The organism is Thermocoleostomius sinensis A174 (genome assembly GCF_026802175.1).
Taxonomy (GTDB): Bacteria; Cyanobacteriota; Cyanobacteriia; order Elainellales; family Elainellaceae; genus Thermocoleostomius; species Thermocoleostomius sinensis.
Window position 1 is genome coordinate 2,917,287 of sequence record NZ_CP113797.1, and the last position, 22,029, is coordinate 2,939,315.

The window sequence follows — 22,029 nt, forward strand, 5'->3', positions numbered from 1 at the left end:
AATACTGAGATGAATAACACCATGTCGTCTGCCAAGCGGATTTTGGTAACGTTTAGATGCGGGAGATGACCTAAAATGTCAAGCTTCTGGTGCAAATTGATTCATAGACCCTTCAATGGCTTGCCGCCGCTAGCTGGAACTTATCATGTTCTCAGTTCCGCTTCGGTGGATGATCTTTGGCGAAAAGTGGTTGATTTAGCAGATGTTTCTTGGCATCCGCTGTTGGTTCGTACCAATGTTCCCTACGGATTAATTCCTAAACCCGGTTTAATTTATCAAGCAGTCAGTCGGCTTTTCCCAATCTCCATCCGGATTTTTGTCGAACGAGTCCAGCCCAACGAACTGTTAAGCGTGCGAATTTATGCCTTGCCAGGACTGGAAGAACGAGTCACCTATCGGATGGAATCCACGTTGTGCGGCACGCGAGTGTCTTATTCGGCTACCTTACGGGGGTGGCTGTCGCCGTTGGTGTGGTCGGTCATTCGTCCTTATGCAGCCCGGGTTGCCAGTGAGTTGGCACAAGCAGCCGAGCGCGATCTCCAACAAACAGAGTCCCCGTCACCAGGTACCTCTAAACCCAATTTAGACTTGCTGTTGGTTTTCTTGTCCCTTGGCATGGGTTGGGGATTAGGAGTTCGAGGGTAGGAGTTGGGATAGCAGTGGGAAAAAGCAGAAAAGTAGGCTTTTAACCCTTTGATCGAGCGTCTTCATCCAACGCTTTGCCCTTCGGCTCAGTCGGGTCTGCTCTACAATAGGCCGTAAGCTAGGAACTTATGCTTAGATGATCTTAGTGCCTAGGAGTGTCTAGACGATCTGAGGATGACGAGGGTGGAGAACACAATGCCTACAATGCTTGATACAAGTACCGTACTAGAGGTGCTGCGGCCGGTGCAAGATCCTGAACTTCGCAAAAGCTTAGTTGACTTGAATATGATTCGGAATGTTCAGGTGGATCACGGTAAGGTTAGCTTCACGTTGGTTTTAACCACTCCTGCCTGCCCTTTGCGCCAATTTATCGTGGAAGATTGTGAACGGGCCGTCAAAACTTTACCAGGTGTAGATACCGTTGTTGTAGATGTTACGGCTGAAACTCCGCAACAGAAAGCCTTGCCCGATCGCGCTGGCATTGCTGGTGTTAAAAATATCTTGGCAGTTTCCAGTGGTAAAGGTGGAGTCGGTAAAAGCACCGTGGCGGTGAATGTGGCGGTGGCGCTGGCTCAGTTAGGGGCAAAGGTAGGGGTGATTGATGCTGATATCTATGGCCCCAACACGCCAATGATGCTAGGTTTGGGCAATGCCAAGGTAACGGTACAGCAAACGGCCAATGGTGAAATCCTAGAACCTGCCTTTAATTACGGTGTGAAGCTAGTTTCGATGGGCTTTTTGATCGACTTTGATCAACCCGTGATTTGGCGCGGCCCTATGTTGAATGGCATTATCCGTCAATTTCTTTACCAAGTTCAGTGGGGCGACCTAGATTACTTAATCGTAGACATGCCACCTGGAACTGGTGATGCCCAGTTGACCCTGGCACAGGCAGTCCCGATGGCAGGTGCGGTTATTGTCACAACCCCGCAATCGGTTGCGTTACAAGATGCTCGACGCGGGTTGCGCATGTTTCAACAACTGCAAGTTCCAGTTTTGGGTATTGTTGAAAATATGAGCTACTTTGTACCACCCGATCTGCCCGATCGCCAGTACGATATTTTTGGCTCTGGGGGCGGTGAAAAAACCTCTCAAGAACTTGGACTGCCCCTCTTGGGCTGTGTTCCTCTGGAAATGCCCGTTCGAGAAGGTGGCGACCGAGGAATTCCCATTGTTATTGACTCTCCAGCGTCTATATCAGCACAAGCATTAATGGCGATCGCTCAACAGATTGCCGCTAGGGTCTCCGTTGCAGCCCTGTCCTAATTCCCAAACTCTCGCTCGAAAAGGCTCACGAACCTCTAACCCCCACCCCCGTTCCTTATGCTCCAACGATCCTTTAGTCGCCTCAATTGGAAAGCATTGTTGCAACCGTGGCAGGAGTTTGATTGGCTCTTGTTTGCCCTTGTTGTCGGACTCACCGTTTTTGGTGGCGTCGCCATTCGCAGCGTAGAGTTGCACCACGATACTGGTACCTGGTGGCAACATTGGATTACGGGCGGCGTTGGTATGGGTTTGACCTTGATGATTGCCCGATGGCGGTACGAAAATTTGATTCAGTGGCGCTGGATTATCTATGCCCTGACCAATGTGGGGCTACTAATTGTTATTTTCTTGGGAACAACGGCCAACGGGGCCCAGAGTTGGGTAGCTGTGGGTGAGTTCTATGTTCAACCGTCTGAATTTGCCAAAGTAGGTGTCATTGTCACCTTGGCAGCAGTGATGCAAGAACGAGGTGCCTCAACAATCGCCATGGTGCTCAAAATTTTGCTGATTACCGCTCTGCCTTGGGGATTAATCATGCTGCAACCAGACTTAGGAACATCGCTGGTCTTCGGTGCAATTACGTTAGGCATGTTGTACTGGGGCAATGCAAACCCGGGTTGGCTGATCCTTTTAATGTCACCGATCGCTTCTGCCTTTTTGTTTGGGCTATTTCTACCCGGCTGGTTGGTATGGGTGGTGCTGATGGTCATGATTGCTTGGCGCACCTTGCCGTGGGCTTGGACTGGAGCATTTGGCGTGGCGGTTGTGAATTTGATTGCCGGGGGACTTGGAAAATTTGTTTGGGAACAGTTGCTGCAACCGTACCAACGCGATCGCCTGGCATTGTTTCTCAACCCCGATCAAGATCCGTTAGGCGGTGGCTATCACTTGATTCAATCTCGCATTGCCATTGGAGCCGGGCAGTTGTTCGGGCGTGGGCTAAATCAGGGCACCCAAACGCAGTTAAGCTTTATTCCAGAACAACACACCGATTTTATTTTTTCAGCGATCGGGGAAGAATTGGGCTTTGTTGGCTGCGCGCTCGTTTTGTTGATTTTTTGGCTGATTTGTTTGCGGCTAGTGCTGATTGCTCAAAATGCTAAAGATAATTTTGGATCGCTGCTGGCGATCGGGGTATTATCGATGATTGTATTTCAGGTTTTGATCAACATTGGCATGACTATTGGACTGGCACCAGTCACTGGCATTCCATTGCCTTGGCTGAGTTATGGTCGAGCCGCACTGTTAACCAACTTCATTGCGATCGGGCTAGTAGAATCGGTTAACAATCATCGCCATCGCTTGAAGTTCTGAAGCGCTATTCAAGACTGCTATAGCCCGACTCGGTGACAATTTCATAGCGCACTAGCTCGGTTACATCAAATTCTACATAGGTTGGAATCACCAAAGCCTGTGGTGACAGGGCAGGCACAAGAAAAAGTTGACCGTCTGCATCATACAGAAAGAGGCTAACTTTTTCGTCATCCCCAAACTCTGCCACAATGCCGAACTCAAATCCTCGCCAACTACTCGATTTTCGCGCTGCCCAATCTTGGGAGCGGTAAGGGTGTTTTAACCGCACAATATCCCCTAGGCTCAGCCTATAGTTTTTAGCCATTGCTTCGATCTCGCTTAATTTGTAATTTCGTGTAATTTCGCGCATCTCATCGTGTCTATTGTTCCTCTATTGCTCATCCTTTCGTCGTATTGCTTCATACCACCACTCCCGCTCCGTTGGCGATAGCTTTACATGGTACAACGTCACGACAAACTGCCGTCCTGAGTATTCTTGCCCAATCACTTCAACACTATAAGAGGGGCTGTTTTTAGTGGCCATGTCAGGAATAAAGCGTTTGCCAATGCGCCGCCAACTCGGTTCCTTACCGCGCCATTCCAGGCGACAGCACGGCCAAGGTAATTCTTCGCGATCGAACAGGCGACAACAGGGCCCAAGGACTCGATAGGTGAAATGTCCACCAGGACTGTAAAACGTGTAGCCGTAGGGGTAGGGATGAACTGGTGACAAGATGGATGAAAACGAAGAAATGAAAAGAGAGGAAGGAACCACAACAATCGCCACTCAGAAGATTAAAACAATCTCTAAAAATAGTAGCCAAAAAAACCAGAACGATCGCCACCAGCACCGGAGCGATCGTCGTCGAGCATATTTCAAAGTGACAATAACTGTAAAATAGATAACCGTAAAACTGAGTCCTCTAGTCTGGTCATCTAGCTATCCTAGCTACAGCACAACCTGAAGATGACCCAAGCCAATAGTCCTACGACTAACTCAGCTTACCAACTGGATTTCACTACACCGGGCAACAACCCCTCGTGCGCCATTTCCCGAAGAACGTGACGAGATAACCCAAAGTCGCGGTAATAGCCTCTGGGGCGACCAGTCTTCCAGCAGCGATTGCGCAATCGAGTCGGAGCGCTATTGCGGGGCAACTGCTGAATTTTGCGGTGAATTTCAATTTTTTCTTGCTGAGTTTCAGCCGCAGCAAACTGCTCTAGTAGATCCTGTCGTTTCTGAGCGTATTTTTCTACTAGCTTTTCGCGCTTCTTCTCACGCTCAATCATGCTCTTTTTTGCCATGAAAAAATTTGGAACCCTCATTAAGTAGCATTTTCCATTATATCGAATTCTTTAGCAGCGTGAATAGCTTGACTAGAACCTCAGATCGGCAGGCTGACGGTTTAACGAGAGCCGCAGCAGCGACAGGGTCAGAATCAGTAAGAACATCACTAGCCCGATCGTACAGGCATAGCTGATTTCGAGATCTTGAAAAGCGCTTTCATAGATGTAATAGACCAGCGTCTTGGAGCTATTGCGCGGCCCCCCCTGAGTCATGATATAGACTTCCTCGAAGACTTTGGTGGCTGAAATAGCAGAAATTACAGCTACCAGAAACAAGTAGGGGCGCATCAAAGGAACCGTAATATCCCAATGTTTGCGCCAACCATCAGAACCATCGATCGCCCCTGCCTCATACAAATCGGCGGGAATCGATTGTAACCCCGCTAGATAAATCACCATGTAGTATCCTAATCCTTTCCAAATGGTGACAGCCATAACGCTGAACAAAGCAAAATTGGGGCTAGTCAGCCAAGGAATGCCATCTTGGGTTAGGCGCAAGGCCCGCAGCAGTTGGTTGAACAATCCGGTTTCGGCATACAACCAGCGCCAGGCAATCCCTGCCACCACCATGGAAATCACCACGGGTGTGTAATAGGCGGCACGGAACCAGCGAATACCTGGCAAGGTTTGATTCACCAAAATAGCAAGGCCCAGCGGTGCTATCACTAGAATTGGAACTACACCAATCAAATAAATTAGTGTATTGGTTAGGGTTTTCCAGAACACCCGATCGCTCAACAGTCGTCGAAAATTTTCTAACCCAATCCACAACGGCGGTTGTGTAATATCGTACTCGTAGCGAGTGAAGCTCAGATAAAACGCTTGCAGCGCCGGATAAAAAACAGTTAGCCCCAAAATTAGCAGGGCTGGCAGTAGGAACAGATAAGGGGTGAGGCGTTGGCGATACACGGGCAAGAGGTTGGAGATAGGAAGTTAGGGTAAAGTCTAAAGCATAACGATAAAAAGTGTCCCCTAAACGAGACCAAACTCCGCGTCTGTCCAGAAGCTTGTGTCAATTGTATTAACTGTGCCTAGAAGTGAACTTCAGAAAAACCCTTCTGGCTTATTTTTCATTCTTCATCTATGGCTGCAAGCTTGCGGCTAAACACCCACGGGTGTAAATAGGGCTTCTTCGATGCGTTCGAGTGCTTTTTCAATATCATCATTGACCACTTGAATATCAAACTCATGGGCCGCCGGAATTTCAGATTTCGCGCGTTCTAAACGACGGGCGATCGACTCTTCAGAATCATGTCCGCGACTGCGCAGGCGATATTCCAGTTCCAGCAGAGAAGGTGGCAAAATGAAAATTTGAAAGGCTTCTGGAAAGTTTTGGCGAATTTGTCTTGCGCCTTCCAGTTCAATTTCCAGTACCACCCAGCGCCCTTGGCGAATATTTTCCTCTACAGGACGGCGAGGTGTCCCATAGCAATTTCCGGCAAACTCTGCCCATTCTAGTAACTCGTTATTGAGTACCATCCGGTCAAATTCCGCACGACTAACGAAATAGTAGTGTTGTCCGTTAGTTTCACTCGGTCGAGGCGGGCGCGTCGTCACAGATACGGAAAAATAGAGTTCTGGATGCCGTTGTAACAGCGATCGCAGCAGTGTTCCTTTGCCCACGCCGCTTGGTCCAGTTAATACAATCAGTTTACCTATTGCCATGGTTGGATCTCGAAATTCAATAGATTGGGGTACTCAACTAGATACGTTTTTAGATACTCATCAATTAGACACGCGACTCGATGATTGACTAGGAAACCTGATTGATCTGTATCTCGATCGCCGACACGATAAGAAATTGTGATTCAGTATACCTTGTTGAGTTGCCATCAAACCGCTTAGGACAGTGAGTTTTGCATTTCCAGGACTTGAACTTAAGGTCTAAGGTGTGAATCGTCCTGTTTCAGTTCAATTCACCCTCAAAACCTTTTTAAACCCCAAGCACTAACTATCTCCGTGGTCTCCTTTATGAATCACAAAGCGATTTGCTACCGTTTCAGGCTGAATTGCTGACAGCACAACATGTCCTGAATCTGTAATAATGACCGCTCTTGTTCTGCGCCCATAGGTGGCATCGATTAGCTGACCGCGATCGCGAGCATCGCTAATAATTCGCTTAATCGGTGCGGATTCCGGGCTAACGATGGCAATGACTCGGTTGGCAGAAACGATGTTGCCAAAGCCGATATTCACCAGCTTAATGTCCATCATGTAATTTAAATCACCCAGCCAGAGGATACTAACAGCTTATTTCCAATGGTATCGGCAAAAATTTTGACCAACAAGATAAAAAAAGAGTGGATGAAGAAAGAAACACGGTAAGACCTGCCGTTGAGATAGGCAGTGAGAACAAGCCAGAAGTGGAACAAGGAGTGGGATAAAGTAGAAATATGAAGAAAAACTAAAACTTTGAGTTTAGATAATTAATGTCAAACTGCTGCTGATTAGGTTAGCTAAAAAGGGATAGCCAACCTAGCTTCCGCCTCCCAATCCCTAACTCCTCTTTACCCCTCAACCCCTAATTCCACCTCTTCTGCCGTGCAACCTGTAGACTTCACCACTTTCACTGCCACCTGCGCAGAACTACAAGCAGATTGGCTGCCCGCCCGCCTAGAGCAGGTCTATCGATGCGATCGGTATACGGTTGCCTTGGCTTTGCGCACCTTGAAGCAGCGCGGTTGGTTAACATTGTCTTGGCATCCTAATGCTGCTCGGCTATGTATAGGAGAGGCTCCACCCCGAACGCCCGACACCTTTACCTTCAGTCAGCAGTTGCGGCATCAGATGAGCGGGTTGGCCTTAGTAGCGATCGAAACAATTGCCCCCTGGGAGCGCGTAGCCGATTTGCAGTTTGCCCAACGTCCTGGTGATCCTATTCTCTGGCATTTGTATGTCGAGATTATGGGCAAATACAGTAATGTGATCCTCACCAATTCGTCCAACCTAATTGTGACAGCCGCGCATCAAGTCAACAGTCAGCAATCGAGTGTTCGCACGATTCAAACCTCACAACTTTACGAAGTGCCACCCGCTTTGACCGACCCCATACCCAGTCTGGAGGAACCGAAACAGCGCTGGCAGGAACGGGTAAGCTTGGTTCCCGGGCCATTGTTACGCAATTTGCTGAAGAACTATCGGGGCTTGAGTTCGGCGTTGCTGCGATCGATGCTTCAGGCAGCCGAGTTAACCCCAGAGCAATCCACTGAGACTTTGCAAGAATCTGATTGGCAACGCCTGTTCGATCGGTGGCAACAGTGGCTACAGGCGCTTGAGCAGAAGCAGTTTCAACCCGGCTGGCTAGCAGAGGGCGGCTATACGGTGATGGGCTGGGGAGCTACCAACCCCGAGAAAAGCGTACAAGTGCTGCTGCATCGCTACTACACTGATCAACTGAATCAACAGGAATTTGGGCAACTGCGCCACCAACTCAGCCAAAAACTGAGCAGTTTGCTGAAGAAGTTGCACAGCAAAGCCCAAGATTTTCGAACGCGCTTGACTCAATCGGAGGATGCCGATCGCTATCGGGAACAAGCCGATTTGTTAATGGCTTACCTGCGAGCATGGCAACCCGGGATGACACAAATGGTGCTACCAGATTTCACCACCAATGAGCCTGTCATCATCGCTTTAAATCCAGAGAAAAATGCCGTGCAAAACGCCCAAGCCCTCTACAAACGCCACCAAAAATTGAAGCGATCGCGGGCTGCCTTGGAACCCTTGCTAGCTGAAGTGCAAACTGAAATTGATTATCTAGAACAGGTAGAGGTGGCGATCGAGCAATTGAACGAATATAAGCAGCCGGATGATTTGACTTCGCTGATGGAAATTCGCGATGAATTAATTCATCAAGGTTACATCAACGATCCCGATCAGCGCTATCGCCATGCAGCATCTTCCCAAACAACTAATTTCTTGCGCTATCAAACTCCAAGTGGCTTCGATGTGTTAATTGGTCGCAACAATCGCCAGAATGATCAACTCACGTTTCGCGTGGCGGGTGACTATGATCTCTGGTTTCATACGCAGGAAATTCCCGGTAGCCATGTGTTGCTGCGGCTTGATGCAGGAGCCATCCCCGATGAAACCGATCTGCAATTTACGGCGGATTTGGCAGCTTACTATAGTCGTGCTCGTCAAAGCGAACAAGTGCCAGTGATTTACACGGAACCGAAGCAGGTGTTTAAGCCCAAGGGGGCAAAGCCAGGCATTGCAATCTATAAACACGAGCGCGTGATTTGGGGACAGCCGCAGCGGATTACGGGTGGGGAGTAGGAAGTGGGGAGTCGGGAAGAGGTACGTTTCACGGACTTTTATTTCCAAAGGTCTATATCTTTTGTAGTTGGACTCCATTAATCGTTTCGCTGATTTTCTGAAGTGATTCTTCGATTCCTTTCTGTTTTCGTTCACTGTAGCGATCAGTAAGATAATCGGTGTGTTCTCGTAGCAGCAATGTAAATTTGTAAAGTTCTTCCATTACATCAATCACACGATCGCGATAGGGCGAGTCTTTCATTGTTCCATCTTCGTTGAATTCTTGGTAAGCTTTGGCAACTGAGGATTGGTTAGGAATGGTGAACATCCGCATCCATCGTCCAAGTAATCGCATGGTATTAACTGCATTAAACGATTGTGATCCGCCACTAACTTGCATGACGGCTAACGTTCTGCCCTGTGTGGGCCGAACGGCTCCTAAACTGAGGGGAATCCAATCAATTTGGTTTTTCAAGATGCCTGTAATTTGACCGTGCATTTCCGGGCTTGACCACACTTGTCCTTCCGACCAAAGGCTTAATTCGCGCAATTCCTGTACTTTGGGGTGGGCATCTGGGACACTACCGTAAACGGGCAATTCACGTGGGTCAAAGAACTTCACCTCGGCTCCAAATTCCTCAATAATGCGGGCAGCTTCTTCAGCTAACAAACGACTATAGGAACGCTCGCGCAGGGAGCCATACAAAAACAGAATTCTGGGTCTGTGTTCAAGGGGCATCGCGTTTAACCTCGTTTAGAAATAATAGGCATGAATCAATTGGCAAAGATCCCGAATGATCATTGGGTGCAATCCTCAGATGTTCGATCGCACCAGACGGAAGGATCGGCTTTGCAGCAATCTTCTGTTAAAAACGCTAGCAATGCCCCAGTTCCTGCCCAATTGATGGAATAGAAGATCTGCCGCTGTACTCGCCAAGAACGCACCAAATTCGCTCGCTCAAGCTGAGCTAAATGGCGAGATAAGGTTGAAGGATTCGCAGCTAGGAGCGCCGCAATTTCTCCGGCAGGTAAACCAGAGGGTCCCGATCGTACCAGCAAACGATAGGCGGCAAGGCGGGTTTCTTGAGCCAGGGCTAGTAGCGCTTCGATCGCAGTTTTAGATTCCATTCTTTTAATTTAACATAGTTGCGCAATTATGCAAGTTTGCAATTGAAAAGTTGGCAGCAGGGCTACAGCTCTGCTGTGTTTTGCCAACGCCAGGCACAATGACCGGCAGTGTCACTAATTTAGGGGGGCGATCGGCTCTGGTGCTAGAGGCTCTGGTGCTAAGGGTTCCGGTTCGGCAAAATCCAAGGAAGAGGGATCTGGTGTGCTAAAGACAGGTTCTTCAAAGGGTTGTGGCTCAGGGTCCAATGGTTCTACTGGTTCCGCAGGTAGATCAAGGGGCAAATCAGCAGGCCGTTCTTCAGGCGCATCAAAGGATTCCGGTATTGTGGTTGGTTCGGGTTCTGGAGGGACGGGTTCAGTGGGAGATGTCAGTGCATCAAGTGGGTCGCTTCTTTGGTCAATCGGCCCAGGTTCTACAGCATCAGGGGAGGAGAGGGGTGTAGGTGTAGAGGAGTCTGCGGGAATTGGCGTCGAGTCTGGCGAGTCTGGCGTGGTAGTGGGTTCCGTAGCCGTCTGTGGCACTTCTGGTGCTTCTTCAGCGGTTTCAGTGGGTGCAGCAGGCAATTCCACCTCGGTGCGCTCGCCCCGCCGCCGCACTTCCCGGTTATAAGACGAGCCTTCGATCGTCATGTCTACTTCGATAGGAATAGCAGTGCCAGCACCCGCCCCATCAAACTCGTATTGTTGGCGAACTTGCTCCAATACTGCCTGATCCAAGTCTGAATTACCGCTAGACTCAATCAGCGTCACACCAATCACCCGCCCTTGCTCATCAGTTTCAGCCACTACCCGCACCCGCCCTTCTGCTCCTTCGGCCAAGGCGCTTTCAGGATAGTCAATTTTGGGACAACTGCGGCAACTCGCCGACCCGCCGCCTGCTCCCGCATCATTGTCACCACCAGGGGGATTAGGGCCTGTTGCCGTCGCATCCGCATCAGTGCCGTTGCCCGGACGCGGGGCGGGTGTTGATTCGGTTCCAACGGGTCGATCGCGATTGGTGGCTGCCTCGCTGGTTCGCTGGCGATTTCGTCGCAGTTCTTGCAAAATGTCTTGCATCGATCGGCGCGGTTCGGTATCGGGTGCGCTTTCAGGTTCAGGACGAGTAAAGGCAGCGGGTGGGTCAGGTTGGGATTCCGGTTCAGGCTCCGGGCGCGGATCGGGCACTACCGAATCCAGCAAAGTTTCCGGTTCTTCGACAGGGGTTTCGGCAACGGGTTCAATTGGCTCGGGGGGGGCAATGGGTTCCTCGAGCAGGGTGGTTGTATCAGGAGGGGGCGCGGCAGCAGGAGCAGCACTTTCTTCAGGTAATTCAGCTAACTCGGTGGTTTCTACCATTTCCTCTGCGGGAGAGTCGCTCGGTTCACTAACAACAATCAGAATCTCTTCCGGAGTGGTTCGCTCCACCATTTCAGGACGGTTGACTTTCAACAATAGGGCAACACCATGCAGCCCCAGCGAACCAACCAAACTATAAGTGAGGAATCGCTTCAGCGCTTTGGCTTCTTGCGCTCGCTGTTGTGCCGCCGTTTGAGAAAAAGTCATGAGATAAAGAGAATGGGCTTAATTCTTGAGAAAGATTTTAACTTGAATTTGGAAGGCTTCGTTGGTGGTCTATCGATTAGTCTGTTGGCAATGTTCCACAAGCCCTGAGTCTATCACGGCTGTAAAAGTGTTTAAACAAGGCAATTTTCAGAGCCGTTGCGATCGCAACTTGCAGCAAATCCTTACCGGCCAGATTTCTTGACAAAACTTAATAATCGAATTTACCTGGCAAATATTGACAGTAGGTTCGGATAGCTTTACGCTCACTTGAGAAGGATTCGCAACAGTTACACGGTTTACAGTTTTTCGATCGGTTTATCTGTATGTTCATATTTGATTTGCTGGTAGCAGGCGGAGTGGTCATGATTCCGCTGCTGGGGTTTTCAATTTTGGCGATCGCGCTGATTTTGGAGCGGTTACTCTTCTGGTATCGGGTGAATCGTCGCCAAAAGCGCCTAGTGCGCGATGCCCTAGCGGCGTATCAAAACTCTCCTGAAATGGCACTTGCCAAGTTGAAACAGGGGGCAGATTTACCGATCGCCCGTATTTTCTTAGAAGCCGTAGAAATGGATCGGGTATCGCCCAATGCATTTCGATTAGCCTTAGAGAGCGCCACTCAGGCAGAATTGCCCACCCTGCGCCGCTTCAACACTGTGTTCGACATCATCATCAGCGCTGCTCCGTTGCTGGGATTGCTGGGTACAATTTTGGGGTTGATTCGTTCCTTCGGGTCGCTGCAACTGGGCGATGTGGGCAGCGAAAGCGCGATCGCTGTCACGGGTGGCATCAGTGAAGCCTTGATTTCAACCGCAGCAGGACTGACGGTGGCCATCTTTACCCTGATTTTTGCCAACATCTTTCGCGGCTTTTATCGACGGCAGCTAGCTCAAATTCAAGAGTATGGCGGGCAGTTGGAGTTGTTGCACCTGTGCCGCTATGAAGGACATCCTGATACGCTGCCCATTGCGGTGGGAGACTAAATTATGCGAATCATCGATAATGAACCCGATGTGCCCGCCCAAATTAATATTGTGCCGATGATTGATGTGATTTTTGCAATTCTCACATTTTTCATTATGGCCACCCTGTTCTTGACTCGATCGGAAGGTTTACCTGTTAATTTGCCCAAAGCGCAAACGGCCCAATCTCAGCAGCAGACCCGTATTACGGTGACGATCGACGATGAAGGACAAGTATCGTTGAATCGACAACCTATTGAAGTTTCTCAATTAGCGAATCAAGTTAAAGTACTGATGGAGAATGAATCCAGCGCGCTGGTGATTATCAATGCCGATACCAAAGTTGAACATGGCCAGGTGATCGCAGTTATGGATCAATTGCGTACGGTTGAAGGAGCAACCCTGGGAATCGCTACCCAGCGGCCATAATTTCAGCCTATGACTTTGTTTCTGCATCAAGCTAAGACCACATTTCGGCGATCGCACGCTCTCCGATTGAGCGGTCTGGTGATAGGGCTATGTCTGCTGTTGATCTGCTTAGTTCTCAGCATTACACTTGGAGCCGCCGATTTATCCTTGCCCACCATTTGGCAAGCATTAGTTGCATTTGATGGTTCCACTGACCATCTAATCATTACCACTGTGCGCTTACCTCGATCGCTGATTGCGATGACGGTAGGAGGCGCATTAGCCGTGGCCGGAGCCATTACTCAAGGGCTAACCCGTAACCCATTGGCGGCTCCCGATATTATTGGCATCAATACTGGAGCCGCGCTGGCAGTGGTAGCGGTGACGTTTTGGTGGGGCAGTGCTTCTACCAATACCTATGTTTGGGCTGCATTTTTGGGTGGCACGATCGCCGCTGTGGTGGTGTATTGGCTCGGCTCAGTCGGGCGTGGCGGGTTAACACCCCTGAAACTGATTTTGGCTGGGGCCGCTCTGTCCTATCTACTGTCTTCAATCACGACGGGAATTTTGATCCTCAGCCAACGCACACTGGATGAAATTCGCTTCTGGTTGGCGGGTTCCGTCGCCGGGCGTGATATTGATACTTTGCTGATGGTGCTGCCCTATATTTTGCTGGGATTGGCGATCGCCCTGGGGCTAAGCCGACAAATTACCGCTTTGACCTTGGGCGAAGAAGTGGCCAAAGGCTTGGGTATTCGCACGGTCTGGGTGGAAGCGTTGGCAACAGTTGTAGTGATTTTGCTGGCGGGCAGTTCGGTGGCCTTGGCCGGACCGATCGGCTTCATTGGCTTGATCATTCCACATGTGTCCCGCTTCTTTGTTGGCGTTGATTATCGCTGGTTACTGCCCTATGCGGCGATCGGTGGAGCCATTTTGTTATTGTTAGCAGATGTGGGTGCACGAATTGTTGTGAGACCGCAAGAGTTACCCGTTGGCATTATGACGGCTTTAATTGGCGCACCGTTTTTCATTTATTTGGCTAGACGCAAGGTGAAAGGATGAAGGACACATTCAATCTGTTCCGCTCTTAACCCCCAACCTTGGATTTTCTCTCTCGACATTCAGTGATTAATTAACTAATCAATTCAATTATCGCACTCATGACAAGGCAGTGGTTGATTCTTCGTTCACAGCAGGTTCCGTTTTCAATGCGGCTCGATCGCCGTGTGCCGTTTTTTCTATTGGGTCTGCTGGTCATTGCCGTTGTAATTTTTATTGTGAGTGTTGGGTACGGCGAATATCCCGTGGCTCCGATCGATGTGATCAAAACATTACTGCGATTCGATACAGGCAATGCAGATCATGCCTTCATTATCTACGTGCTGCGGTTGCCACGGGCAATCGTCGCTTTTTTAGTAGGAACGGGCTTGGCAGTGTCTGGAGCTATCCTGCAAGGGCTTTCGCGTAATCCCCTCGCCGCGCCAGAAATTGTAGGCGTCAATGCGGGAGCTAGCCTAGTTGCTGTCGCCATGATTGTCGTATTGCCCTCGCTGCCTTTGGTACTGTTGCCCATGGCTGCCTTTGCTGGAGCACTGATTGCGGCGCTGTTGATTTATGTGTTGGCGTGGAATCAGGGAGCAACTCCGATCCGTTTGATTTTGGTAGGAATTGGAGTCAGTGCCATTGCTGGCGCATTTACCAGTTTGATGATTACCTTTGGCAACATCTACGATGTCAGTCAGGCATTAGTATGGTTGACTGGCAGCGTGTATGGGCGCACGTGGGAGCATATTCAAGCTCTAATCCCCTGGCTTCTAGTATTTTTGCCGCTGACGGTTTTGCTGGCCCGCGACTTAAACACCCTGGCGTTAGGAGATGAGGTTGCCCGTGGGTTGGGCAGTCGGGTGGAGTGGCAACGCGGGTTGTTGTTAATCACTAGTGTAGCGCTGGCTGGGTCCTCGGTGGCGACGGCGGGCACGATCGGCTTTGTAGGCTTAATGGCTCCCCACTTGTCACGGCAGTTGGTCGGGGCCTCCCATGAGGGATTAATTCCGGTGACGGCGGTGACAGGAGGCGTCATGGTGCTATTGTCCGATTTCGTGGGTCGATCGTTGTTTGCACCGATCGAACTTCCCTGTGGCGTTATCACCGCTGCAATTGGGGCCCCCTATTTTCTCTATTTGCTCTATCGGAATCAAACAGCCTGAAGAAAAAAGGATGGAACCTACTAGCAACGATATTGATCATCAAATTGACCGCGAATATGCGCTCACGACTCGTCATTTGTCCCTGGCATACGATGGCACATTGATTGTCGAGCACCTGGATTTGGCGATTCCAGCCGGTCAGATCACCACCTTGGTCGGTCCCAATGGGTGTGGCAAATCAACGTTGCTGAAAGGATTAGCGCGACTGCTGAAACCGATCGCTGGCACCGTGTATTTGCACAGCGCGTCTATCTTCAAGCTATCCACTAAAGAAGTGGCTCAACAGTTGGGCATTTTGCCCCAAAGCCCCACCGCACCAGAAGGCTTGACCGTGCGAGAACTGGTTGCTCAAGGTCGTTATCCCCATCAAAGCTGGCTGCAACAGTGGTCTACCGAAGATGATCGCCTCCTAGAACAGGCATTAACGATTACATCACTCTTGGAGCTAGCCGATCGCCCCCTCGATACCCTTTCCGGTGGACAACGACAGCGGGCATGGATTGCCATGACCCTGGCCCAAAACACACCTATTTTGTTATTAGATGAACCCACTACCTTCCTAGATTTGTCCCACCAACTCGAAATCCTCGATCTGCTCTATGACCTGAATCAGCACGAAAACCGAACGATCGTCATGGTGCTGCATGACCTCAATCAAGCCTGTCGCTATGCCGATCATTTGATTGCGGTAAAAGCGGGTAGTGTTTACGCTCAAGGTCATCCCAGCCAAGTCATGACCGAAGCAATGGTGCGTGCTGTTTTTGGTATTGATAGCCGTATTCTGCAAGATCCTGTTACTCAGACGCCCATGTGTGTGCCGATTGGCCGTAAAGCCAGACAGAGCCAGCTTAAGCGCACCTAAACGGTCCTCGCCCCCACCGGACCCATTCCCTTAATTTTGTTAAGAAATGTCTCTGTTCGCACAGTTAACCCCATCCTCTTTATGTAACGAACGGAAATCTAGATTACCTTAGAAGAAGATTCATTCCAGTTCTCGCTCTGCTGGTTTTGAGGGAGAGGTGGAATTTGGGCGTGCATCTATGATTGATATCGATTGACAGCGATCGATTGATAGCTAATGTTGCTGAAGCGGCTAAGGCTAAGGCAATTGTCGCTACGGACAGGGTCACGAATTGCGCCATTCCTGATTGCTCTCTAAAACTTGGATACTGAAACATAAAATGCTCACTCCATCTGAGGTTAGCCAGTGTCTCAATCTGGCAAGGGCACTTGATTTGATCACATCTAGTCGTACAATTGGTGGCGTCATGTATGTCTACAACGCGGCTGGGCAAGCAAAAGCTTGGGAGAATTTTGTAGCAGAATATCCCTTGGAGCGGCTACAAGCTATGGTCAAAAACCAGCGCTGAATTGGTGAAGATTGCTGTCCTTCCATGGTGGAAGTGAGCTAGTATCGGATCGTCCTTTGTTAACCAGATACTCATGGCGATTTCCCTAGCACAGAATGCGATCGCCCTGCTGATTGATTTGGCAGAGCGAGGGGAAATTGATCCGTGGGATGTCAAGGTGATTGAAGTCATCGATCGGTTTCTCAGCAAGCTGCAACCGGGTAGCGGTGGTTCCACTGGGCAAGTTGGACGGGCCCAATATGAATCGGACTTGTCTGAATCGGGACAAGCGTTTTTGTATGCTTCAATGTTGTTGTTGCTCAAAGCAGACAGTTTGGCCCGCCAAGAAGCCGATCGCGATGCCCCTGACGATGAAGCCGTAGAATACCTAGACGAGTCTGCCTGGAACACGCCATTGCCGCCTAACTTAGAGCGCACCCTTCGCCGACGGGCTGTTTCGCCTCCGGCCCAAAACCGACGAGTGACGCTGCAAGAACTGATTAATCAGTTGAATTTAATGGCCGCAGCCATCGCCGATCCCCGGCCACGACGGGTGTCTGCTCGTCGGCCCAAACCACAATCTCGATCGCAAGCCATTCGGGCCATTGCACAACTGGCTCACCAAGAAAACCTGTCGGAAATTGCGGCCATCTTAGAGCAGTTTCTCACAGATTATTGGCAAGATAATGATAGCGGTACAGGTAATTCAGATACGAATTGGCTCAACTTTGAAGAATTGCTGTCCATTTGGGCAACCGCGCAAACTCAAGCACCCACGAAATCGGTCAAACCTCCCTCTCCTCCTGAACCCACCGTTCACGATCGGGTGGGGGTGTTTTGGGCGTTGCTGTTTCTCTCTGCCCAATCCAAAGTCGAATTAGCTCAAGAAGAGTTCTACCAAGATTTGAAAGTCCGCAAGTTGGTTTTAGACAATCCGGCGGAAACGGCTTTTGATAGCAACTTACCAGCTATTGCTCCACCCGACTAGAGCCGCACGTCAGGCAATAGAGCGAAGAAATTAATTAATCTCCGCCTGGAATGTGCAAAATTTGCCATTGACCATTCACTTTCCCAAATAGAACGCGATAGCCCAGTGGTGAGTAGGCATAGCGATTCGACACATAGCCCGATCGATTGTTGGGCAAAATCACCGGAGTCCAGCCGCTGAGCAAATCGAGCGATTGATCTTCAGGTGGCAGTTCTTCCCAAGCCATGCGATCAAATTCCACCAGTTCATTGGAAAGGATGCCAATCACATCGCTGTTGGTGCTGGGTTGCGCCCGTACATTTACATTCTCACCAACCACAATCACTTGGCTCAGTTCATAATCAACGCCTTGTGCCGTCGCAGGAGCCGGATACTGTTCAACAAACAACTGGTTGAGGTTATGGCAAACCCACCCCTCAAACTCAGCATCACCATTGGAATAGGCTTCTTGAGCGGTAAGTGGATCACAGCCTGGAAACAGGGCTTTTTCCAGAATTGACCACAGCAAGGCATTAGGGTTGTGTAAATCTAGTTCCTCGATCGTCAGCGGTGCGCCAAACCCCAAGCTTACTCCAGAAGCAGGAATCAGCGCGGCTGCAAAATCTGCGTCACGGGACTGAACCGCTTGGCGTAGTTTTTGCCGAAACTGATCAAACTCGCTACCGGAGACCACTTCATCTCTCAGGACGATCGAACGGTGTGGAAAATCACGCAGATGGGCTGTATCTGTAGCATCACTCAATTGATCTGGCTCAGTGGCTTGCAATTCTTGAGACAATTGCGCCACTTCTGTCGATTGCATCTTTACAGCTAATCCGCCGCCTATTGCCATTGCTGTCATCACCACGAGCGCGCTTACCCAATGCTGTATCTTCATGAACCAAACCAGTCTGTCTACAATCCGCAACAACCTTGACGACGAAATTCAGTTCAACTTGCTCCATCGCAGCCAAGGGTTAAATTTGCTCAAGCCACAAGGAAACGATCGCAACTCGATAAGATGAGGATCGGGCAATGTACAGAGACACACCACTATGAATCAAGCTTTACGAGATGTACAAGCAACGGCTGGAGCTACTTTCACAACCGTGGCAGAGATAGAAGTCCCCAACAGTTTTGGCAATGATGTAGAAGCACTCAACGCCCTGCAAACGGGTGTTGTCCTGCACGATCGCTCGCACTGGGGACGGATTCAAGTTGCAGGAGACGATCGCATTCGCTTTCTCCATAATCAAACGACGAACAATTTTCAACCCTTACAACCAGGGCAGGGGTGTGACACAGTGTTCGTCACCTCTACCGCCCGCACAATCGATTTAGTCAGCGCTTATGTGCTAGCGGATTCAGTGTGGCTACTTACCTCTCCCGGCTACAACCAACCACTGATCCAGTGGATGGATCGCTTTATTTTCTTTGCCGATCAGGTCGAATTGCGCGATCTCACAGATACCACCGTTGCCTTTAGCCTCATCGGAGTTGGCAGCGATGCTCTGTTGCAAACGTTAGGAGCGGGGGCAATCGTTGGGCAACCTTCTAACTACCACCTTGTCACCAATTTGGGTGGCATCGAAACGCGAGTCGCCGTAGGATGTGGGCTAGCCATTTCGGGTTACACGCTGTTTGTGGCGGCCGATCAATCAGCGGCACTGTGGCAATGTCTAACCGAAGCAGCAGCCGTGCCGATGGGTGAACAGGTCTGGCAACGATTGCGCCTTGAGCAAGGGCGACCCGCACCCGGACAAGAACTCACCGATGATTACAATCCCCTGGAAGCTGGGCTGTGGTACACCATCTCGCTGAGCAAGGGCTGCTACATTGGGCAAGAAACGATCGCCCGTTTGCATACCTACAAGGGCGTCAAGCAACAGCTTTGGGGCGTTAAGCTCAGCCAACCCGTCGCCCCGGAAACCCCCGTTTTAACCAATGGCGAGAAAATTGGCATCCTGACCAGTTGTACCCAAGCCAATGATCATGCGATCGGACTCGCCTACATTCGCACCAAAGCGGTTCAACCCGGTTTAAAGGTACAAGTTGACGAAACCGAGGGAGAACTGATAGCTGTGCCGTTTCTATCTCATGAGTATCCTTAACCTTAGTGATCGGTAATGGTGATCGCTACGGGGTGCTCAAGTCAAGGTTGTCAGCTTTGCTAGTATATCTTTCACCGTTGCAGGCAATTGACGCATAATTTTTCCTTTCTCTCGATCGAGCGCTACTAACGTGACATGGGCCGTCACAAACAGGTCTTGTCCATCCGGCGACTGGATCTGATACTCCCATTTAATGCGCACGCCATCTATGCCAATCATGCGGGTTTTCACAATCGCAGTCATACCAAATCGCAGCGATCGGTGATAGCGAATATTTAGTTCAACAACAGGTAACTCGCATCCCAACGCCACCAAATCAGCATAGTCCACGCCAAACAAGCGCAAACATTCGATTCGAGCTTCTTCCATCCAGGCAATATAAGCCCCGTGCCAAACAATTCCAGCACAGTCGGTATGGTGAGGATGCACCCGCACTGGATACTCAAACCAATTGTCGATCGGTTGGTCGGAACGTGTTTGAAGCGTGTTAGTTGGTTCTAGGGATGGCTGCATACGTAGTTCTTAAACACACCGATTTACCTGCTCTATCTGTGCAATTATTACATGCTTCTCTGGTCAGAACGATTGGGGACGGCTGGGTGTACTGACGATTTAGTAATTTAATTTAGTGATTCATTAGTCTGTTCACCTGCTAGGCACTGTTATTGACCCAGCAATATTTGATCTTGATTTGAGATCTTGATTTGATCTTGCCTTCCGCCCCCCTCATCCCCCAGCCCCTTCTCCTTTTCTGGGAGCAGGAGAGCCGGATCGGAAGTTCCTCACCCTTTGGGAGAAGGATTGAGGGTGAGGGCCGATGTCGTAACAACAGTTGCCGGGCTAATAAATTAAATCGTTCCCCCTCATCCCCCAACTCCTGCTCTCACAGAGGGCGAAGGAAAGCTGAAACGATTGAATGGTTTGCAAACTTCCGCTTCCACTCTAGGCAAGGAATGTAGGGTGAGGGCAGAAACCTTTGGTCGGTCAATCTGCCAGCACTCCTCAGTACAACTCTGCCAATCGTGCCTGAATCTCACTAATGGAAAACACGGCTTCAAACTCGATGCCTTGGTTGGCGTAAAGTTCTGCTCCACCTTGATGTCGATCGACCAACGCTAGAATGCGATTCACTTGATAACCCGCTTGTCGCAATCGATCGACCGCCTTGAGAGCCGATTGCCCCGTTGTCACCACATCTTCTAGTACGACTACCTCACTGTTAGGTGCAAGTACTGGCCCTTCAATATAGGCCTGCGTGCCATGACCTTTGGCTTCTTTGCGCACAATCAATGGCGTAATCGATCGACCTTCATACGCGGCTGTGACACTAGTTGCCGTTACCATTGGGTCAGCCCCCAAGGTCAGCCCCGCCACAGCGATCGTTTCGACCGGTAATTGCGAAACCAAGATCCGTCCAACGGCCACACCACCCTGGGGGTGCAGCGTCACCTGCTTGCCATTGATGTAGTACGCACTATGTTGTCCGGAAGATAAAGTAAACTCTCCTTCCTGATAGGCCACGTCACAAAATAAATCCAGAAGATATTGGCGTAGAGCAGCACGATCGGCTTGCACTACGAAGGTTGTTGCTTCAAACACAGATAAACGTCGAAACGGTTGATTAGGCATAGACAAACAAGCTGAAGGTACGTTGAGGCTAATCAGTCTAACAGACAACCAACCTGCGTCTGACTTATTAACAGCAATTTTGGCTCTGTTGAACAATTTAGTTAACCGTTCACCCCATTCTTATTAACTGAAACTTGTTCTGCTCACCTCTAAATAACTACTAGCTAAAGCAGACCTTGACGCTCGCTTTTCGTCTACTTACGCCCCAGTCTGATCCTTACAAAAAGAAAATTATCTGTTGCGAGATTAATGTTTTTTGTGTCAAGCTGGATCGTAGACTTTATGATGAACTAGAGACTAAATAGAAATGGTTAAAGGGGAACTCTAGGGATGAAAGAGTAAATTCTATGGCTTTCGTTTCTTCAAATCAGGTTCGTGAGGATTCAGGAGAACAGCAATGAGAATTGTACGTGGAGACGTACCAAAACCAAACGTAAGAAGAGTGAGGATTGCTGCCTTGACACTATTATTTGTTGGGTCTTTTTCTGTCAAAGGAATGGCTCAATCCACTGTTCGTGTGACACAGTCCGATGGAGATCTGGTTGAATTGCCAACTGTGTTAGATCAGTTTGAAGATGTTTACTTCACCCGCGATCGCAACTTTTACCAAAACCAGCGGTTTCCGCGGATGCTAGCCCCATTTTTTGGTGTTGTTGAACGAGATATTGCCAGAGATGGTCGCCGAATTAATCACCTTTACCGCGAGGTCTTGGAACAGCAAATCAACAGCACCGATCTAATTCGAGTGGCAGATTTGCCCAGCCCTTTTACCGGATCATTGGCTACGACACCGCTTTACCTAGAAGAGCCGATTCCTCCTGCTCCCATTCCTCGCTTTGCTCCCCCCCCTGTTCCTGTGCCGCCTATTCCCAGAAGCGCCCCGACAACTCCAGAACGTCCGGTTCCGGCTCTGTGGTAATGCTA

General features: G+C 49.7%; 25 protein-coding genes. 13 read left to right on the forward strand and 12 right to left on the reverse strand.

The genetic code is table 11. From position 1 onward, the window contains the following. Positions 1–75 precede the first annotated feature (75 nt). The 3 genes from OXH18_RS12580 (at position 76) to rodA (ending at position 3,225) form a co-directional block, all read left to right on the forward strand. Positions 76–645 carry an SRPBCC family protein gene (locus OXH18_RS12580; RefSeq protein ID WP_268607429.1) on the forward strand — a complete coding sequence of 190 codons (570 nt, stop codon included), beginning with the start codon at positions 76–78 and terminating at the stop codon, positions 643–645. A 204-nt stretch (positions 646–849) separates the two neighbouring features. Then, complete coding sequence (locus OXH18_RS12585; RefSeq protein WP_315874717.1) at positions 850–1,911, forward strand: Mrp/NBP35 family ATP-binding protein; 1,062 nt, start codon at positions 850–852, stop codon at positions 1,909–1,911. 57 nt (positions 1,912–1,968) lie between these two features. After that, entirely contained in the window at positions 1,969–3,225 is a 1,257-nt protein-coding gene (rodA, locus tag OXH18_RS12590) for a rod shape-determining protein RodA (protein WP_268607431.1), read from the forward strand. 4 nt (positions 3,226–3,229) lie between these two features. Here the strand turns inward: rodA and OXH18_RS12595 are convergent, their stop codons facing one another. The 6 genes from OXH18_RS12595 to remA all read right to left on the reverse strand — a co-directional run bounded on the left by OXH18_RS12595 (position 3,230) and on the right by remA (position 6,762). After that, positions 3,230–3,529, reverse strand: a complete 300-nt coding sequence (locus OXH18_RS12595) for a hypothetical protein (RefSeq protein ID WP_268607432.1) — start codon at positions 3,527–3,529, stop codon at positions 3,230–3,232. 66 nt (positions 3,530–3,595) lie between these two features. Next, positions 3,596–3,937 (reverse strand): hypothetical protein, encoded by a 342-nt coding sequence (locus OXH18_RS12600; protein ID WP_268607433.1) that lies wholly within the window; start codon positions 3,935–3,937, stop codon positions 3,596–3,598. A 269-nt stretch (positions 3,938–4,206) separates the two neighbouring features. Next, positions 4,207–4,509, reverse strand: coding sequence for a 30S ribosomal protein S14 (rpsN, locus tag OXH18_RS12605; protein WP_268607434.1), 303 nt, complete (start codon positions 4,507–4,509; stop codon positions 4,207–4,209). A 72-nt stretch (positions 4,510–4,581) separates the two neighbouring features. Next, positions 4,582–5,466 (reverse strand): carbohydrate ABC transporter permease, encoded by an 885-nt coding sequence (locus tag OXH18_RS12610; protein ID WP_390904323.1) that lies wholly within the window; start codon positions 5,464–5,466, stop codon positions 4,582–4,584. A gap of 186 nt (positions 5,467–5,652) precedes the next feature. Continuing rightward, positions 5,653–6,216 (reverse strand): guanylate kinase, encoded by a 564-nt coding sequence (gene gmk, locus OXH18_RS12615; protein WP_268607436.1) that lies wholly within the window; start codon positions 6,214–6,216, stop codon positions 5,653–5,655. A 282-nt stretch (positions 6,217–6,498) separates the two neighbouring features. After that, positions 6,499–6,762: an extracellular matrix/biofilm regulator RemA gene (remA, locus tag OXH18_RS12620; RefSeq protein WP_268613175.1), complete on the reverse strand. Its 264-nt coding sequence runs from the start codon at positions 6,760–6,762 to the stop codon at positions 6,499–6,501. Between the two features lie 330 nt (positions 6,763–7,092). Between remA and OXH18_RS12625 the strand changes: the two genes are divergently transcribed. Then, the gene (locus OXH18_RS12625; protein WP_268607437.1) at positions 7,093–8,826 is read left to right on the forward strand and encodes an Rqc2 family fibronectin-binding protein; all 1,734 of its coding nucleotides are present in this window, start codon (positions 7,093–7,095) and stop codon (positions 8,824–8,826) included. Positions 8,827–8,878: 52 nt separating this feature from the next. Here the strand turns inward: OXH18_RS12625 and arsH are convergent, their stop codons facing one another. The 3 genes from arsH to OXH18_RS12640 all read right to left on the reverse strand — a co-directional run bounded on the left by arsH (position 8,879) and on the right by OXH18_RS12640 (position 11,475). After that, positions 8,879–9,544: an arsenical resistance protein ArsH gene (arsH, locus tag OXH18_RS12630; RefSeq protein WP_268607438.1), complete on the reverse strand. Its 666-nt coding sequence runs from the start codon at positions 9,542–9,544 to the stop codon at positions 8,879–8,881. 59 nt (positions 9,545–9,603) lie between these two features. Further along, complete coding sequence (locus OXH18_RS12635) at positions 9,604–9,933, reverse strand: ArsR/SmtB family transcription factor (RefSeq protein ID WP_268607439.1); 330 nt, start codon at positions 9,931–9,933, stop codon at positions 9,604–9,606. A gap of 114 nt (positions 9,934–10,047) precedes the next feature. Next, on the reverse strand, positions 10,048–11,475 hold the full coding sequence (locus tag OXH18_RS12640) for a TonB family protein (protein WP_268607440.1): 1,428 nt from the start codon (positions 11,473–11,475) through the stop codon (positions 10,048–10,050). A 323-nt stretch (positions 11,476–11,798) separates the two neighbouring features. On the opposite strand from OXH18_RS12640, the gene OXH18_RS12645 reads away from it, so the two are divergent. The 7 genes from OXH18_RS12645 (at position 11,799) to OXH18_RS12675 (ending at position 17,386) form a co-directional block, all read left to right on the forward strand. Next, the gene (locus OXH18_RS12645; RefSeq protein ID WP_268607441.1) at positions 11,799–12,455 is read left to right on the forward strand and encodes a MotA/TolQ/ExbB proton channel family protein; all 657 of its coding nucleotides are present in this window, start codon (positions 11,799–11,801) and stop codon (positions 12,453–12,455) included. 3 nt (positions 12,456–12,458) lie between these two features. Further along, positions 12,459–12,863: an ExbD/TolR family protein gene (locus tag OXH18_RS12650; protein WP_268607442.1), complete on the forward strand. Its 405-nt coding sequence runs from the start codon at positions 12,459–12,461 to the stop codon at positions 12,861–12,863. Between the two features lie 9 nt (positions 12,864–12,872). Further along, positions 12,873–13,904: a FecCD family ABC transporter permease gene (locus tag OXH18_RS12655; protein WP_268607443.1), complete on the forward strand. Its 1,032-nt coding sequence runs from the start codon at positions 12,873–12,875 to the stop codon at positions 13,902–13,904. 98 nt (positions 13,905–14,002) lie between these two features. After that, positions 14,003–15,049: a FecCD family ABC transporter permease gene (locus tag OXH18_RS12660; RefSeq protein WP_268607444.1), complete on the forward strand. Its 1,047-nt coding sequence runs from the start codon at positions 14,003–14,005 to the stop codon at positions 15,047–15,049. A gap of 10 nt (positions 15,050–15,059) precedes the next feature. Then, positions 15,060–15,911: an ABC transporter ATP-binding protein gene (locus tag OXH18_RS12665; RefSeq protein ID WP_268607445.1), complete on the forward strand. Its 852-nt coding sequence runs from the start codon at positions 15,060–15,062 to the stop codon at positions 15,909–15,911. Positions 15,912–16,230: 319 nt separating this feature from the next. Next, positions 16,231–16,419, forward strand: coding sequence for a hypothetical protein (locus OXH18_RS12670; RefSeq protein WP_268607446.1), 189 nt, complete (start codon positions 16,231–16,233; stop codon positions 16,417–16,419). A 73-nt stretch (positions 16,420–16,492) separates the two neighbouring features. Further along, the gene (locus tag OXH18_RS12675) at positions 16,493–17,386 is read left to right on the forward strand and encodes a segregation/condensation protein A (RefSeq protein ID WP_268607447.1); all 894 of its coding nucleotides are present in this window, start codon (positions 16,493–16,495) and stop codon (positions 17,384–17,386) included. Positions 17,387–17,420: 34 nt separating this feature from the next. Here the strand turns inward: OXH18_RS12675 and OXH18_RS12680 are convergent, their stop codons facing one another. After that, positions 17,421–18,263 carry an SH3 domain-containing protein gene (locus OXH18_RS12680; protein WP_268607448.1) on the reverse strand — a complete coding sequence of 281 codons (843 nt, stop codon included), beginning with the start codon at positions 18,261–18,263 and terminating at the stop codon, positions 17,421–17,423. Between the two features lie 157 nt (positions 18,264–18,420). On the opposite strand from OXH18_RS12680, the gene ygfZ reads away from it, so the two are divergent. Further along, a complete protein-coding gene (gene ygfZ / locus OXH18_RS12685) occupies positions 18,421–19,476 on the forward strand; it encodes a CAF17-like 4Fe-4S cluster assembly/insertion protein YgfZ (RefSeq protein ID WP_268607449.1) in 1,056 nt (351 codons plus the stop codon). Between the two features lie 36 nt (positions 19,477–19,512). On the opposite strand, the gene OXH18_RS12690 is transcribed toward ygfZ, so the two are convergent. After that, entirely contained in the window at positions 19,513–19,989 is a 477-nt protein-coding gene (locus tag OXH18_RS12690; RefSeq protein ID WP_268607450.1) for an acyl-CoA thioesterase, read from the reverse strand. Between the two features lie 489 nt (positions 19,990–20,478). Continuing rightward, on the reverse strand, positions 20,479–21,105 hold the full coding sequence (gene pyrE, locus OXH18_RS12695) for an orotate phosphoribosyltransferase (RefSeq protein ID WP_268607451.1): 627 nt from the start codon (positions 21,103–21,105) through the stop codon (positions 20,479–20,481). A gap of 496 nt (positions 21,106–21,601) precedes the next feature. On the opposite strand from pyrE, the gene OXH18_RS12700 reads away from it, so the two are divergent. After that, positions 21,602–22,024, forward strand: coding sequence for a hypothetical protein (locus OXH18_RS12700; protein ID WP_268607452.1), 423 nt, complete (start codon positions 21,602–21,604; stop codon positions 22,022–22,024). The last annotated feature ends 5 nt before the right edge of the window (positions 22,025–22,029 follow it).